The following is a 13,227-nucleotide window of genomic DNA, read 5'->3' as shown; positions in this document are numbered from 1 at the left end:
AGCGGTAGCTCGTGGGGAGGTTGCACGTACCGGGCGACGTCGGCGTGGACGTCGGCGTGACCGACGGTGACGGGCCGGTGGAGGGGCTGGTGGAAGGGCTGGGCGAAGAGGTCACGCCGCCGGTGCAGGTCACGCCGTTGAGGGCGAAGCTCGTCGGCGCCGGGTTGCTGCCGGTGGAGGCGCCGTTGAACCCGAAGTTCGCGCTGCCCCCGGTGGGGAGGCTGCCGTTGTAGTCCACGTTGGACACGGTGACCTGGGAGCCGGACTGGGTGTGGGAGCCGCTCCACAGCTGGGTGATGGTCTGCCCGGCGGAGAACGACCAGGTCAGCTTCCAGCCGTTGATCGGGTCACCGAGGTTGGTGATGTTCACGCTCGCGCCGAAGCCGCCCGGCCACTGGTTGGTCACCGTGTAGTCCACGCGACATCCGGCGGCGGCGTTGGCCGCCGGTGCGTTCACCGCGCCGACCGTGCCGGCCACGCCGACCACGGTGGTGACCCCGGCGGCGAGCCAGAGCCGGAAACGAGGGATTTTCATGCGCACTCCTGGGGTGTTTTCCGCGATGAGAAGCCGTCAACGCTCATATGAAAATCCCGGCGCCCTCACGAGCCGGTCTCAGTCGCGCCTGGGTGAACCGCCGTGGGCGCGGCGGGAGGAGATCCCCGTGCCCCTGTCACCAGCACCGGTGTTTCCCGGAGTGCTCAGCCGCGGTCGACCGGAAAGGCCGTCGCGAGCGTTCCGAATGCGGAGAGCCGCATTCCGGCCGATATTCCCGTGAATGTTCGGCGGAGGTGGCGGTACGGAATCCCGCTCGTGGCGTCGCCGTACCCGGCCGCGAATGACGACCTCGACCCGATGTTTGAGGACGACCATTGATGTTAGCGTTAACATTATCTCGCCGACTGACTCTCTTCTCTCGGTGGTGTTCTCTGGGTGGTGGTGAGGCGGAGCAAACCCGACACCGCCGGGCCGCGTCAAGTCCCGCCCCGGGCTCCTCGCCTCCCCGCGTGGGGTTCACCGTCCCTTTCCTGGGAGTGGTCGCAACGCTCCGGGCGGGCCACCCTGAAAGTTTCACCTCCCGGGGCACGGTCCCGATCGGGCGGCCGGGCCTGCGAACGATGCCGCACACCAAAGGGGAGATACCGTCTCGGGGCACGGTCCCGATCGGGCGGGCGGGCCCGGTGGCGACCAGGACGTGCCGGCCGCGCCTGGTGGCCGGAGTTGCCGACTCGGGAGGTGACGGCTTCGATGAACCCCGTGTCCCGCCCGTCCTCCGCGCCCGTATTCCGGCACCGGCCGCTCCGCCGGATGCTCGCCGCCGTCCTCATGCTCATGTGCCTTGGCCCGCTCACGCTGACGGGCTGCACCCGATCGGAGGAGCCGCCGGCGCTGCCGCCCGCCGGGGTCTACGAGCACGCCGCGGCGGATGAGAGCTCGCGGGCCGAACCGGTCCCGGCCGGCGGCGCGCCAGGGGCTCTCACCCGGCCACTGCGGGAGGCCGGTTGGTTCTGTGCGCAGGTCCGGGCCAATGCGGACGGCCGTGCCCTGTGGTGCCGGATCGGCCGCCGCGACGAGGCGGACACGGTCCAGCCGCAGGTGGCGCAGTTCCTGCTCGACCGTGACGACCGGCTCGCCTGGGCGTGGTTCCCGCCCGCCCGCGCCGGCCGCGAGACCGACCAGGTCGCCGCGGCCGCCGCGCCGGCGCTGACCGCGGTCTGGCCCGGCGCCGGTGACCGTGTGCGGCAGGAGATCGACGACTTCGACCTCGAGACCCGTATGACGCGGCCGAGTGACGGCGTCCCCCGGACACGGTGGCGGGACGCGCACGCGGACTACGGCTACGACGGGCACAACGGACTGGTCGTCACCGCCCGGGACGCCTCCGTACGGCGCTGGCCGTTCGGCTCCGAGCACTACGCGACCACGATGGGCTCCGCTGTCGATGATCTTCTGGCCGGTGGTTACGACTGCTTCTATCCACCCCAGCAGAGCTGCAACCGCGTCCGGTCGAACGGCTACTTCCATGTCACCCTCCGCGGTGACCAGATCATCACGGCCCGGTTCGGCATCGGCAGCCTGATCGAGTCGGGGCGGCAACGGCACCCGATCGCCGAGGAGTTCCCGCACGGCCTCACCTTCCTCACCGAGGCGGTCCGCCGTCCCGTCACGGAGCGCATCGAACGGTCCCGGCGATCCGGCACAGGCTTCACCGGCATCGTGGCCGGAACGGTCGTGATCATCGATGCGAGCCGGGGCGCCGTCGAGGGGGACGACCTGGTGGCGTACTTCGACATCCAGATCGGCGCACCGCTGGCCGCGACCTGATCGCACGGGCCGGAGCGGTGTCTCGGGCCGCTTCGCGACTTCTCATGAGCGGTCGATCCGGCGGGCGGGTGAGGACCGTGGAGACGATCGATGCCCGGATAGGGGATATGTTTCCGGCCCGGTCTCACGTGCCCGGAGCGGGTGACGGGAACCGAACCCGCGCCGACGGCCTGGAAAGCGCGTGAATCACGCCTCATAAGGCGTTGAGCTGGGTGTCCGGCCGGTCGCGGACAGCCGCGGCGGCCCCCGTCGCGCTGTCCGGCGGCATACGGCGACCGTTCGGTAGGGGCCCCTATCAGCCACCCCCAGAAAATAGGTTTATTCCATGTTCATTCTAGATTCATTCATTGTTTATGTGCGAAACATGTAGCGAGCGCGGCGGTGATGACTCGCCGTTCGGTAATACCTCTCGCTACTGGAGGCGATCCCCATGTCAGCACCGGTGTCCCGTCGTTCGTTCCTCGGCCGCAGCGCCGCAGGGGGTCTGGGAATCGCTCTCGCAGGAAGCATCGAGGCCATCGCGGAGACCGGCACCGCCCGGGCCGCCACCCGCACCCTCCAGGGGTACGGCCCGCTGGTCCCCGATCCGGCGGGGCTGTTCAGCCTGCCTGCCGGGTTCTCGTACAGGATCGTCGCCGAGGCGGGCGTGACGCTGCTGGACAGCGGTGAGCCCACTCCGAGCGACCCCGACGGCATGGCCTGGTTCGCCAGGCGTGGCGGCGGGGCGCTGGTGTGCAACCACGAGATCGTCTTCGAAGAGCCCTACGCCGTGCCCACGCTGCCCCGCCTCACCTACGACCCGGGTGCGCGCGGCGGCACCACCACCATCGAACTCACCGCCGGCGGCGAGCGCGTCAGGGAGTACGTCAGCCTCGCCGGCACGCTCAACAACTGCGCGGGCGGCCGTACCCCGTGGAACTCCTGGCTGAGCTGCGAGGAGGCGGAGTACCTGGCGACCGGGCCGCTTCAGAAGGACCACGGCTACGTCTTCGAGGTGCACGCCCTCGACCAGGAGGCCAACCTGGACCCCGTTCCGCTGAAGTTCCTCGGCCGCTACGCGCACGAGGCCGTCGCGGTGGACCCGCTCACCTACGCCGTCTACCTCACCGAGGACGCCGACAGCCCCAACGGCCTGTACTACCGCTGGCTCCCCCCGCAGCGCTTCCGCGGCGGCAAGGGAGCCCTGCGCGCGCTGGCCCTGTCCCCGGGGGGCGACACCGCGGGGCAGCTGCAGGTGATGAGCTGCTACGAGGGCCGCAGGCACGTCAACGACCTGTCGGAGGCCACCCGGCCGGGCACCACCTACCAGGTGCGCTGGGTGGACGTGCCCGACCGCGACGCCCGCACCACCTCGATCCGCCGTCAGCTGACCAACGACCAGGTGACCCGCGCCCACAAGCTGGAGGGCGCCTACTGGGGCGAGGGCGGCGCGTACTTCGTCTCCAGCTTCGCCCGCGCCTCCGACGGCAGCGCCCGCGAGCACGACGGCCAGGTGTGGTTCTACGACCCCCGCACCGGCACGGCCACCCTCAAGACCATCTTCGGCGTCAACCCCGACCCCGCGACCGGCTACGACGGACCCGACAACATCACGCTGTCGCCGCACGGCGGGCTGATCCTGGCGGAGGACGGCGAGGGCTACAACCATCTGGTGGGGGTGACCCGGGACGGCGTCCCCTACCTGCTGGCCCGCCACGAGGCCAGCGAGAGCGAGCTCTCCGGCCCCACCTTCAACGGCGACGGCTCGATCCTGTTCGCCAACATCTACTCGCCCGGCCACGTCCTGGCCATCACCGGCCCGTGGAAGCGCACCTGAGCACTCACCGGTACGCCGCCATCCGACCGTCCGGCATCCCGGCGTGAACGACCGTCCGGCGTCCCGGCACGAACTCGGAGGACGCCTGCCCGGCCGGCCGGTCTCCTCGCCTCTCTCGTCTCGTCAGCCCCCGGGACAGTCGCTGTCGCCACCGCTGTACTCGGGGCAGTAGCCGGAAGGCAGCGGTGTGCTGGGCACGGGGGCCAGGCGTCCTCTGAGTTCGGACGCGATGCCGGGAAGCAGGAAGATCCCGGCCAAGAGGACGATCAAGCCGTATATCACGATGCCGCTTCTGCTGCCCAGCACGAGGGCGGCGACCAGACCGACGACCGGCGCTCCCAGACCGAGGACCAGGGTGGCGACTCCGAAGACCGTGGCGAGCCCGGCGTCGCTCGGTTCGGTTCCGGCCAGTGCGAAGCCGTTCACGAACGTCAGCACGGCCAGAACCGGCGTTCCCGTCAGCCAGACGACGCCGAGCGCGGTGAGCATCCCCGGGCCTGTGGACCTCGTGTCATTCGACGTCATGGCCATCAGTATCCGCTGCCGGGCGGCGGCTGCTGAACGCGGCGGACCCACGGCCCCACGAAACCCGGCCTGTCGAGCCGGGGAATGGTGCTCCGGAAACACCTGACAGCGCACACGCCGGTCCTGTCCCGTGCGGGCGGTGGGTCAGACGGCGCCGGTCTTCACCGCGGCGACCGCCAGCGTGGTGTAGGCCATCGTGAAACGGCCCCCGATCGTGTCGACGGCGGTCCCGACGGCTGCCAGCACCTCGGCCAGCCTGTCCGCCGGAAGCCGGGTGAGGCCACCGGTCGTGGGCAGCAGGTCCAGCCATTCATCGCGGGTGTAGGGCTGCTCCCAGTCGAACCGCCACTGCTCCGGGTCGCCGAACCCGCTGTCCGCGTCGCGGATTCCGTCGGAGAACGTGGCCATCATCGTCTGGTAGACGTCCGTGGCCTGCCTCGGCGGCCGGCCGTTGAACGGCGAGTCGGGCACCACTCGCCGGTAGGCCGTGGCGAAGGCCTCCGCGACGGCGGGGGGAGGGGCGAAGGCGTGCGCGAACACCGCCAGCAGGCCACCGGGCCGCAGCACCCGGGCCGCCTTGACCGCGCCGACGACCGGGTCCACCCAGTGCCAGGACTGGCCCGCGATGACCGCGTCGAACGATCGGCCGGCCGGATCCCATGCCTCGAACGTCGCCACCTCGACCTCGATCCCGCTGCGCCGCGCGAACTCGGCCATCCGCGCGTCCGGATCGACGCCCAGCACCGTGCAGCCGGCCGCCTGGAACTGTCTGGCCTCGATGCCGGTGCCGCAGCCGACGTCGAGGACGTCGGGACCGGGGGCGGCGGCGATGATCCGCTCCACCAGGGCGTCGGGATAACGGGGCCGGGCCCGGTCGTAGCGTTCGGCGTCCACCCCGAACGACTCCGCCATCTGCCGGGCCTTGTGAGGATCGTTCCCGGAAGGGCGTGATTGCTCCTGCGATGTAATGGGCATGCGCCCACCATAGTGGGCGTGTGCCCACCTGACAATCGGGTAGCCTTTCGCAGTGAGCGTAAGGAGGGATGTGCGGTGCCGACCGGGGTGCACATCCGCGACGCGCGCCGGCAACTGTTCGACGCCGCCGAGCGCGTCCTGCTCCAGGACGGGCCGAACGCGCTGACCAGCCGCGCGGTCACCATCGAGGCGGGCGTCGCCAAGGGCGTCCTGCACCGGCACTTCCCCGACTTCGACGCCTTCCTCACCGAGCTCGTGCAGGACCGCATCGTCCGAATCGATGATCAGGCCGCCGCCCTGCGCGAATCCGCCGGGACCGGCACCGTCGCCGGTAACCTCACCGGCGCGCTGATAGACCTGTTCGACCCCGTCGCGGTGGCGATCGTCAGCCTCGTCATCTTCCGGGACGAACTGCGCGTACGGCTGCGCCGAGCCAGGCCGGCCCATGGCATCCCGGTCCTGGCGGAAGCCACGGCCATGCTCGCTTCCTATCTCAACGACGAGTGCGAGATGGGCCGTATCGCAGCCGACGCCGACGTCGACACGCTCGCGCTCTCACTGATCGGGGCCGGGCATCTGCTCTTCGCCGGCAGGGAGGACGCCCCACCGGAGATCGGAGCCGTCGACACGGTCGTGACCACGGTCATCGCCGACGTCATGCAGAGACGACTGCTGTAGACCGCCCAGCGGCGAACCGCTCACCGCAGGATCACGGCGGAAGCAGGCCGACGAGCTGAGTGGACTCAGCCAGAAGCTGAGGCTGTAGTCATGCACGAGGATCAGCCGTCATCAGGCGATCTTGAGGGTAGTACCGGTTCAGGATGTTTCGGTTCCCCCAGTCACGTACGGCCCTGGCTCGGGTAGCGTGATCAATACGGAACCGGGTTCCCCTGGGAGACAAAAGAGGCCGAGCGTGCGAGATGAGCAAGCTCCCTTATGGCGAGTGGGCCTTCGGGGTCTCGGGCAAGGTGCCGCCGGAGCTTTTCTGCTGAGCCTCCTCGCGCTATGGCTCTATAACAACGATCTCTGGCCCCTGAGTACGGTCTTCGACTGGCAGAGCGTCATCGGCTACACGGTGTTCTTGGGTTGGATCAACGGCCTCAGCGAGTTCCTCACTGAACGTAAACGCCGGAAGACGGCCACCAAGGAGATCGGCCAAGCGGCGTCCGGCTCGACAGAGCGTGGCGCAACCGGCGAAACCCCGTAGACATCCCGACACGAGCCGAGCGCATCAGAGCGACGGCGTGACCCCCTGCTGCCGGCCGTCTACGGCACGGTTCGGGACGCCTCGGGTACGGCACCGGCAATGGTGGAGGCTGTGCTCCCCGCCGATCGGCGCGAGCTGGAAGACGCCTATCCGATCAGCTGAATTCCGCTCTTCCCTCGTCCGCCTCGTCCCGCCCCGAAGGGGCGACAGTTCGGGGAGAGCGGGGCAGGCGGGCCGACGCACCGAGCGCGAGCAGCAGCAACCCCGCCGCGACCCAGGCGGCCCAGTCTCCCAGGGCGGTGTAGAGGGTGGCCGTGCCCTCCCGAGGCAGGGTGGCCGTGACCGTGGTCATGCCCGTCATGCCGGTGCGGCGCTCGGTCACGATCCGGCCGCGGCCGTCGCTGACCGTGAGCAGTCCCCCGCGTGCGGCGCGGGCCACCACCAGGCCGTTCTCCACGCCGCGCACCACCGCCATGCGACTGTGCAGCCACGCGTCCTCGTCGAAGTCCCAGGACGGCGCGAGCAGGGCGGTGACGCCGGCCTTGCCGTACTCCCTGACCAGGCCGGGGAAGTCCAGGTCCTTACAGATGATGACGCCGAGCCGACCGCCGTCGAGGAAGGCCAGGCCGGTGCCGGGCCGGAACCTGTCCTCCAGGCCGGGGATCATGTGGTGCTTGTCGTAGCGCACGCCGGAGGGGTAGCTCACCGCGCTGTTGGTCTCCATGGCGATCCCCGCGACCACCTCCGCGCCTGGTCTGGCGAACGGCAGGTCGGCGGTCTTGAAGACCTTCTCGGGCAGCACCACGATCTCCGCGCCGCGGGCCACCGCGGCGTCCACGGCCTCGCCGTACCGGCGGACGAGATCCTGGGAGTCGTCCGTCGCGATCAGCGCGACCTTCCGTCCCCCGGTGTCGGCAGGCGTCGCGAGCCGCACGAAACCGTGGGTGAGCGTGAACGCGACCAGTACACCCGAGATCACCGCGGCGCGTGGCCGCAGGACCGCGATGGAGGCGGGCACGAACAGCAGGAGGAAGGTGATGCCCCAGACCCCGGTGACCGAGGCGGTCTGCAGGACGGGCAGGCAGTCGGCCTGCGTGTACGCCAGGTTCCACCAGGCGCCGTGCGGTGCGGCGAGGTTCATGACGTATTCGGTGGTGACCCAGACGGCCGGTACGGCCGACGCCGCCAGGAGCGGCCTGCCGCGCACGATCAGCGTGCGGAAGAGCAGCACGCCCAAGCCGTAACAGAGCGCGGGGACGGCGATGAAGGCGGCGGCCAGTACGGGTGGCATTTCAAGGGGTCCGGTGAAGTACGGCCACATCTGCGCCTGGCTGATGAGCCAGACCAGCGTCCCGGCGGCGAAGGTCGTACCTCCGCCCGCCCGGCGAGCCAGGAACAGGACGGGGAGCGGCGCGAGCCAGGTGAGCCACCAGACGGGATGGAGACCGGTGCCGAAGTGCGTCAGAACGGCGGAGGCGAGGGTGAGGAGGATGCGTTCCATGCCGATGATCGTGCTTTTCCCCACCCCGCGGGCGCGTCATCCGCGGGTGTGATCTCCGTTGTCACTCCTGCCGGCGACCACCAGCCCGGACTCGTAGGCGAGCACCACGGCCTGGACCCGGTCCCGCAGGTCCAGTTTGGTGAGCATGCGGCTGACGTGTGTCTTGACCGTGTGCTCGGTGACCACGAGCGCGGCGGCGATCTCCGCGTTCGACAGACCGTGCGCGACCAGCCTCAGCGTCTCGCGCTCGCGTTCGGTCAGTGCGTCCAGCCTCGCCGCCAGCCGGGGGACGACGCCGTGGGCGGGTCTGCGCACCAGGTCCTCGAGCAGCCTCCTGGTCGCCGCCGGGGCCAGCAGGGCCTCACCCGAGGCGACGGTACGGACGGCGTGAGCCAGCTCGTCACGCCGGATGTCCTTCAGTAGGAAACCGCTCGCTCCCGCCCGGACCGCGTCGTAGACGTACTCGTCGAGATCGAACATGGTCAGCACGAGTACCTTGGCGGCGGTGGTGGCGCAGATCTCCCCGGTCGCCTCGATGCCGTTCTTACCGGGCATGCGCACGTCCATCAGGACCACGTCCGGCTGGAGCCGCCTGGCCGCGGCGATCGCCTCCTCACCGTCGGCGGCCTCGCCGACCACCTCCATGTCCGGCTGCGCCCCGAGGATCAGCCCGAACGCCGCGCGGAAGAGGTCCTGGTCGTCGGCGATGAGCACCCGCAACATGCGGCCTATTCAAGCGGAAATTCGGCTCTCACCGTGAACCCCCCGGCCCGCCCCGGCCCGGCCCTGAGCGTCCCGCCGCATGCCGCCGCGCGTTCCCGCATCCCGGCCAGCCCGTACCCGCCGCGCTCGCCCGGCCCCCGCCCGTCGTCGGTGATCTCCACCGTCAGGCGCTCCCCCCAGGTCAGAGCGACGTGTACGGCACGCGTACCGGCGTGCTTGCGCACATTGGTGAGCGCCTCCTGAACGATCCGGTAGACGGCGGCCTCGACGCTCTCGGGGACCGGGCGCGGGGGACCGGCGGTCGTGCTCACCACATCCAGACCGCTGCGGCCGAGCAGCGCGGGGAGGTTGGCCAGACGTGGCTGGAACAGCAACTCGCTCAGGCGCTCGTCGGCATGGCCGCCCACCGGCCCGCTGCCTTCGCCGGGGGTCCGCAGCTTGGTGAGCACCTCCCGGAGCTCGGTCAGCGCGCCTCTTCCCCTGTCGGCGATCGCATCGAAAACCGCTTCGGCCCTGTCCGGATCGCTGCGCGCCACCACCGGCCCGGCTTCGGCCTGGACCACCATCAGCCCAACGGAATGGGTGATGATGTCATGCATGTCGCGTGCGATCCGAGTGCGTTCCTCGGCCGCCGCCGCGATGTGCTCCTGCTCCTGCCGCCGCGCCCGCTCGGTGAGCTCGGTGGCTCGCGAGCGGCTCGCCCTGACACTGGTGCCCAGTGCGTAGGCGGCCACGAAGGCGGTCCCCACCAGCCGGAAGGTCTCGTCGTTCTCCCCCGGCAGCACCAACGAGGTCCCCACGGCCACCACGATCGCCGGAATGGCCGCCAACCTCTTCCACGTGGGACTCAGGTCGGCGATCGTGTAGACGGCGAGCAGCGGCCCGAAGGGCAGCAACGGCTTCTCCCACATCACCAGCACCGACATCGCCGCCCCGACCACCACCGCCACCGCCATCGGCGCCCGCCTGCGCCACCCCACCGGCGCCGACGCCAGCAACCCCAGCCCGATGATCCACCACGGCGCGGGGGCGGGCAGGAGAAGCGGCATCACCGTGGCCAGGACCACGCCCGCCGTAAGCGCCCCGTCAACCGCCCTGTGAGTCCGGCCCGCTGTGAACATCCGCCCATTATCCGGATCCGTCCGCCCGCCGCCCTCACTCTCAAGAGTGATCATTCCGGCCACGGATCTGGTACATGATCAACATTGCGCGGGAGGACTTGGACGAGCAGTCAAGATCGAAGAGTGGGGGCGAGGCACGCCTGGCATTCACCCCACCACGGGTTACCATCGAGTGCATATATTATTGATGGTATGTCTCGGTGGGAGATCGACCTGGAGCCGGAGTCTTGGCTGGGCGGACTTTCCTTTCCGCTCTACCAGCGAGTCATGCGGAACGTAGACGACCACCTCGTCACCGGGGGCATCCCTGCTGTGGATCACGTGAAGAAGCTGAAGGATGCCGACGGTGTGCACGAGCTGCGTGTTTCTCTCGACCGCACGACCTGGCGGTTGACCTTCTGGAAGCCCATCCAACAAGGTGATCGTGGTCCTGACGGTCTTCCGCAGGACACAGGATGGGACGCAGACCGTCGATACCAACCGGGCGATCGCTGCCAAGAAGCGGTGTGAGACAGAGCATGACCTGACCACCACGCACGTGTTCGAGAGGAGCGGATGATGGGCCACAGCCGTTGGGAAACCTACAAGGCGAAGCGTCTGCGTGAGATGGAAGCGGATGCGCAGCCTCACTCCGAATACGAGCAGGCGGGCCGTGACTTGAAGCTCGGAGACCAGTTGCGTGAGATCCGTAGGCGTCGAGGCCTGTCTCAGAAGGTCGTGGCGGAGCGCTCCGGGATGTCCCAACCCGCCCTGTCTCGCATCGAGGGCGGTGGCGGTATCCCGGATATAGCGACTCTGCTGCGCCTCGGTGCGGCAATGGGAGTTCGGTTCCGGGTCGAGCTCGTCGTCGACGACGACACCACTGAAATCGAGCCTCTAACGGTGCATCACCGACAGCTCACGACCGCATAAGTCGCAGGCAGCCACTTCGAGGCTCAGTCTGGAGGCCGCCGTTGCCCCTTGCGCGGTACCGTCTCCGTCGCGACAGGCTTGCTCGGGACTGGTCAGCGTCAGGGGGTGCGAGGCCCGCTCCTCACACATCCCGGCTTCTGTAGGTGGCTCGCAGGTCGATCAGCTTCTCCTTGGCCACCTCGTCCAAGGCCCGGCGCTGATCCGGATCCTCCTCCCAGGTGGCCTCCGCGCACAGGACCCGAGCCGCCTCGTGCGGCTCGGCGTCGCGTACCACGTACCAGACGGTGTCGCCACAGCCGCGTCTATCGTGGTCCTGGCGCAGGACCGTCACGATGCCGGAGACGAGGACCTGCCTGGTCCACGGGTTCCTGGCCAGAACCTGCCGATCCACTATCAGGCCGCCGTCCATGAGCTCGCCGCCGAGAATGTCGTCCTCCCACCGCCACACGCGGCGGCTGACACCCGGGGGTACATACAGGGCGCCACGGCCTTCGACCGGCACAGAGAACGTCCGGGTGTCGCGGTGGCACAACTCCTTGGCGATGCGCTCGCCGTCGGCGTACTCGCGCAGCCGATCCTCGCCCGGGAACGATCCCCGCCGTGCCCGCTCGGCGTAGTAGAGGTCGATCAGCGGATCCTTGAACCGCCCCGCACGCGCCCGCGGCGGGGTGCAGGAGGCCAGGGTGAGCTCCGCTCCGTCCTCGATGTCGACCCCGGCCTCGCGCAGCGACTCGTGAACGGTGACGCCCCTGTCCTCGGCCCTGCGGCTCAACCTGCGCAGCCAGCCGTCGAAGGTGTCCAGGTCCTGGTCCGGGCGCAGCGACACCCAGTCCGCCACCGCCGAGACCGGCACCGGCACCTCCCGTCGCGCCGGCGGTTGCACGAGCTGCTCGGGCTCGAGGTCGATCGAGTAGTACAGCACTCCGCGTGCGATATAGGAGAACGGCGCCGCGTGCGTGATCGGGTCGAAGACATCCCGAATCGGCCAGAACCTCAGCAGCCATGTCTCATCGCACTCACCCGTGGCATGTCCGTCGCCCGGCTCGGGCTCACGCAGGTACATGTGCACGCCGTACTCGAAATGCGGCGGCCCGATCAGGAAGTCATGTCCCTTGCCGTCCATCATCGAGATGATCGCGACCACGCCGCTCTCCGCGACGAACGTCGCCGAATCGGCCGGCGTCCACGAGGCGTCCGCGGGCCCCGGCTCGGCATCCCAGGCCTCCAGCCGCACGGCCGCGACGAAGTGGTAGATCTCGTCGGTGGGGGAGCTCCACCCCGGCAGGTCGGTGCCGTCCAGCCCGAACGTGTTGTACTCGACGTAGACCTCGTCGTCGAGCCTTCGCAGCAACTGTGCCATGTCAACGCCTTCGCCCTGTTGATGATCATCCTGGTTCGGCGGAGTATGGCCCACCGCACCGACAGTCCGAGCCGCGCCGCACACCTTCTGATCGTGAACGTTCTGGGCCGCGGAAACCGCGGTGGATCCCCACGACACCTCCCGCACACACGCCCGTCGCGGTCACCGCGCCGCGAAGAACCGCGTCACCCAGGCGAGTCCCGATGTACGGCGTGCGGGCAGGTCCGCGCACGCCGACGTCAACGCGGCCAAGAACATTCTCAGGGCAGGGCTCGGCGTCTATTCGCTCTGAGCCGGCTTCCGCGCTGCCCCAGGACCCACGTAGTAGTGCAGCAGAGCGTTTTCGCCCGCCGCGTTCAGCCACTCGGCGCGGGCGCTCGCCACACGTCGCCATCCGGCACGTTCGTACAGGGAGATGGCCGCGTGGCCGTCGTCGGACACGTCGAGCACGAGAGGTATTCCTAGAGCGGCGGCCTTCGTGCCGACCACGTCGAGGAGGCGAGTGGCATGCCCGTGGCCTCGTCCCTGAGGAGTGACGAAGAGCCGAGTGATCGATCCGACCGGACCGGCCGGCGCACCGATGGCCCGGGTGAGAGGCGCTTCAAGCGTTGCCGCGTCCAGCTGTGAGAGCCCCACGTGTCCGACGACGTCAGAGCCTTCGACCACCACCCATGCTTCAACAAGGCCGGAAGGTGTCAGCCATCGCCCGGGGTCACGTCCAGCGAAGTGGTGTATGAGCCGCCCTTCGCGTGATCCTGTTTCTG

Annotated in this window: 15 protein-coding genes; 7 read left to right on the top strand and 8 right to left on the bottom strand. The window is 69.4% G+C overall.

Annotated features, from left to right (window positions below; translation table 11 throughout):
• Nucleotides 1-535: cellulose-binding domain-containing protein (locus tag AB0D67_RS38185; RefSeq protein WP_362947053.1), on the bottom strand; the 535-nt coding region annotated here is incomplete at its 3' end.
• A 711-nt stretch (nucleotides 536-1,246) separates the two neighbouring features.
• Between AB0D67_RS38185 and AB0D67_RS38180 the strand changes: the two genes are divergently transcribed.
• A complete protein-coding gene (locus AB0D67_RS38180; protein ID WP_362947050.1) occupies nucleotides 1,247-2,323 on the top strand; it encodes a hypothetical protein in 1,077 nt (358 codons plus the stop codon).
• Between the two features lie 430 nt (nucleotides 2,324-2,753).
• Nucleotides 2,754-4,139 (top strand): alkaline phosphatase PhoX, encoded by a 1,386-nt coding sequence (locus AB0D67_RS38175; RefSeq protein WP_362947048.1) that lies wholly within the window; start codon nucleotides 2,754-2,756, stop codon nucleotides 4,137-4,139.
• 123 nt (nucleotides 4,140-4,262) lie between these two features.
• On the opposite strand, the gene AB0D67_RS38170 is transcribed toward AB0D67_RS38175, so the two are convergent.
• Nucleotides 4,263-4,664, bottom strand: a complete 402-nt coding sequence (locus AB0D67_RS38170) for a hypothetical protein (RefSeq protein ID WP_362947045.1) — start codon at nucleotides 4,662-4,664, stop codon at nucleotides 4,263-4,265.
• A gap of 144 nt (nucleotides 4,665-4,808) precedes the next feature.
• Nucleotides 4,809-5,639 (bottom strand): class I SAM-dependent methyltransferase, encoded by an 831-nt coding sequence (locus tag AB0D67_RS38165; protein ID WP_362947043.1) that lies wholly within the window; start codon nucleotides 5,637-5,639, stop codon nucleotides 4,809-4,811.
• Nucleotides 5,640-5,714: 75 nt separating this feature from the next.
• On the opposite strand from AB0D67_RS38165, the gene AB0D67_RS38160 reads away from it, so the two are divergent.
• A complete protein-coding gene (locus tag AB0D67_RS38160; protein WP_362947041.1) occupies nucleotides 5,715-6,317 on the top strand; it encodes a TetR family transcriptional regulator in 603 nt (200 codons plus the stop codon).
• A 235-nt stretch (nucleotides 6,318-6,552) separates the two neighbouring features.
• A complete protein-coding gene (locus AB0D67_RS38155) occupies nucleotides 6,553-6,846 on the top strand; it encodes a hypothetical protein (protein WP_362947038.1) in 294 nt (97 codons plus the stop codon).
• 154 nt (nucleotides 6,847-7,000) lie between these two features.
• On the opposite strand, the gene AB0D67_RS38150 is transcribed toward AB0D67_RS38155, so the two are convergent.
• Genes AB0D67_RS38150 through AB0D67_RS38140 form a run of 3 tightly spaced genes read right to left on the bottom strand, consistent with a single transcriptional unit; the run spans nucleotide 7,001 to nucleotide 10,119 of the window.
• The gene (locus tag AB0D67_RS38150; RefSeq protein WP_362947037.1) at nucleotides 7,001-8,347 is read right to left on the bottom strand and encodes a nitrilase-related carbon-nitrogen hydrolase; all 1,347 of its coding nucleotides are present in this window, start codon (nucleotides 8,345-8,347) and stop codon (nucleotides 7,001-7,003) included.
• 36 nt (nucleotides 8,348-8,383) lie between these two features.
• Complete coding sequence (locus tag AB0D67_RS38145; protein ID WP_362947034.1) at nucleotides 8,384-9,070, bottom strand: response regulator transcription factor; 687 nt, start codon at nucleotides 9,068-9,070, stop codon at nucleotides 8,384-8,386.
• A gap of 5 nt (nucleotides 9,071-9,075) precedes the next feature.
• On the bottom strand, nucleotides 9,076-10,119 hold the full coding sequence (locus AB0D67_RS38140; RefSeq protein ID WP_362947056.1) for a sensor histidine kinase: 1,044 nt from the start codon (nucleotides 10,117-10,119) through the stop codon (nucleotides 9,076-9,078).
• 264 nt (nucleotides 10,120-10,383) lie between these two features.
• On the opposite strand from AB0D67_RS38140, the gene AB0D67_RS38135 reads away from it, so the two are divergent.
• Together AB0D67_RS38135 and AB0D67_RS38130 are read left to right on the top strand one after the other, a co-directional pair.
• Nucleotides 10,384-10,701, top strand: coding sequence for a hypothetical protein (locus AB0D67_RS38135; protein WP_362947031.1), 318 nt, complete (start codon nucleotides 10,384-10,386; stop codon nucleotides 10,699-10,701).
• A 45-nt stretch (nucleotides 10,702-10,746) separates the two neighbouring features.
• Nucleotides 10,747-11,103, top strand: a complete 357-nt coding sequence (locus tag AB0D67_RS38130) for a helix-turn-helix transcriptional regulator (RefSeq protein ID WP_362947028.1) — start codon at nucleotides 10,747-10,749, stop codon at nucleotides 11,101-11,103.
• Nucleotides 11,104-11,224: 121 nt separating this feature from the next.
• On the opposite strand, the gene AB0D67_RS38125 is transcribed toward AB0D67_RS38130, so the two are convergent.
• Nucleotides 11,225-12,463 carry a hypothetical protein gene (locus AB0D67_RS38125; protein ID WP_362947026.1) on the bottom strand — a complete coding sequence of 413 codons (1,239 nt, stop codon included), beginning with the start codon at nucleotides 12,461-12,463 and terminating at the stop codon, nucleotides 11,225-11,227.
• 121 nt (nucleotides 12,464-12,584) lie between these two features.
• Between AB0D67_RS38125 and AB0D67_RS38120 the strand changes: the two genes are divergently transcribed.
• Nucleotides 12,585-12,755, top strand: a complete 171-nt coding sequence (locus AB0D67_RS38120) for a hypothetical protein (RefSeq protein WP_362947023.1) — start codon at nucleotides 12,585-12,587, stop codon at nucleotides 12,753-12,755.
• On the opposite strand, the gene AB0D67_RS38115 is transcribed toward AB0D67_RS38120, so the two are convergent.
• On the bottom strand, nucleotides 12,743-13,227 hold a 485-nt coding region (locus tag AB0D67_RS38115), incomplete at its 5' end, for a GNAT family N-acetyltransferase (RefSeq protein ID WP_362947021.1). The genes AB0D67_RS38120 and AB0D67_RS38115 overlap by 13 nt on opposite strands.

It is taken from the genome of Streptosporangium sp. NPDC048047 (assembly GCF_040653115.1).
GTDB lineage: Bacteria > Actinomycetota > Actinomycetes > Streptosporangiales > Streptosporangiaceae > Streptosporangium.
This window is presented reverse-complemented; position numbering and strand designations above follow the sequence as displayed.

Bases quoted from the DNA above. Each gene is read 5' to 3' on its own strand.
- AB0D67_RS38140 (WP_362947056.1), bottom strand. From the start codon at position 10,119: ATGCCGCTTCTCCTGCCCGCCCCCGCGCCGTGGTGGATCATCGGGCTG.
- AB0D67_RS38175 (WP_362947048.1), top strand. From the start codon at position 2,754: ATGTCAGCACCGGTGTCCCGTCGTTCGTTCCTCGGCCGCAGCGCCGCA.
- AB0D67_RS38125 (WP_362947026.1), bottom strand. From the start codon at position 12,463: ATGGCACAGTTGCTGCGAAGGCTCGACGACGAGGTCTACGTCGAGTAC.
- AB0D67_RS38165 (WP_362947043.1), bottom strand. From the start codon at position 5,639: ATGCCCATTACATCGCAGGAGCAATCACGCCCTTCCGGGAACGATCCT.
- AB0D67_RS38130 (WP_362947028.1), top strand. From the start codon at position 10,747: ATGATGGGCCACAGCCGTTGGGAAACCTACAAGGCGAAGCGTCTGCGT.
- AB0D67_RS38150 (WP_362947037.1), bottom strand. From the start codon at position 8,347: ATGGAACGCATCCTCCTCACCCTCGCCTCCGCCGTTCTGACGCACTTC.
- AB0D67_RS38135 (WP_362947031.1), top strand. From the start codon at position 10,384: ATGTCTCGGTGGGAGATCGACCTGGAGCCGGAGTCTTGGCTGGGCGGA.
- AB0D67_RS38170 (WP_362947045.1), bottom strand. From the start codon at position 4,664: ATGACGTCGAATGACACGAGGTCCACAGGCCCGGGGATGCTCACCGCG.
- AB0D67_RS38180 (WP_362947050.1), top strand. From the start codon at position 1,247: ATGAACCCCGTGTCCCGCCCGTCCTCCGCGCCCGTATTCCGGCACCGG.
- AB0D67_RS38145 (WP_362947034.1), bottom strand. From the start codon at position 9,070: ATGTTGCGGGTGCTCATCGCCGACGACCAGGACCTCTTCCGCGCGGCG.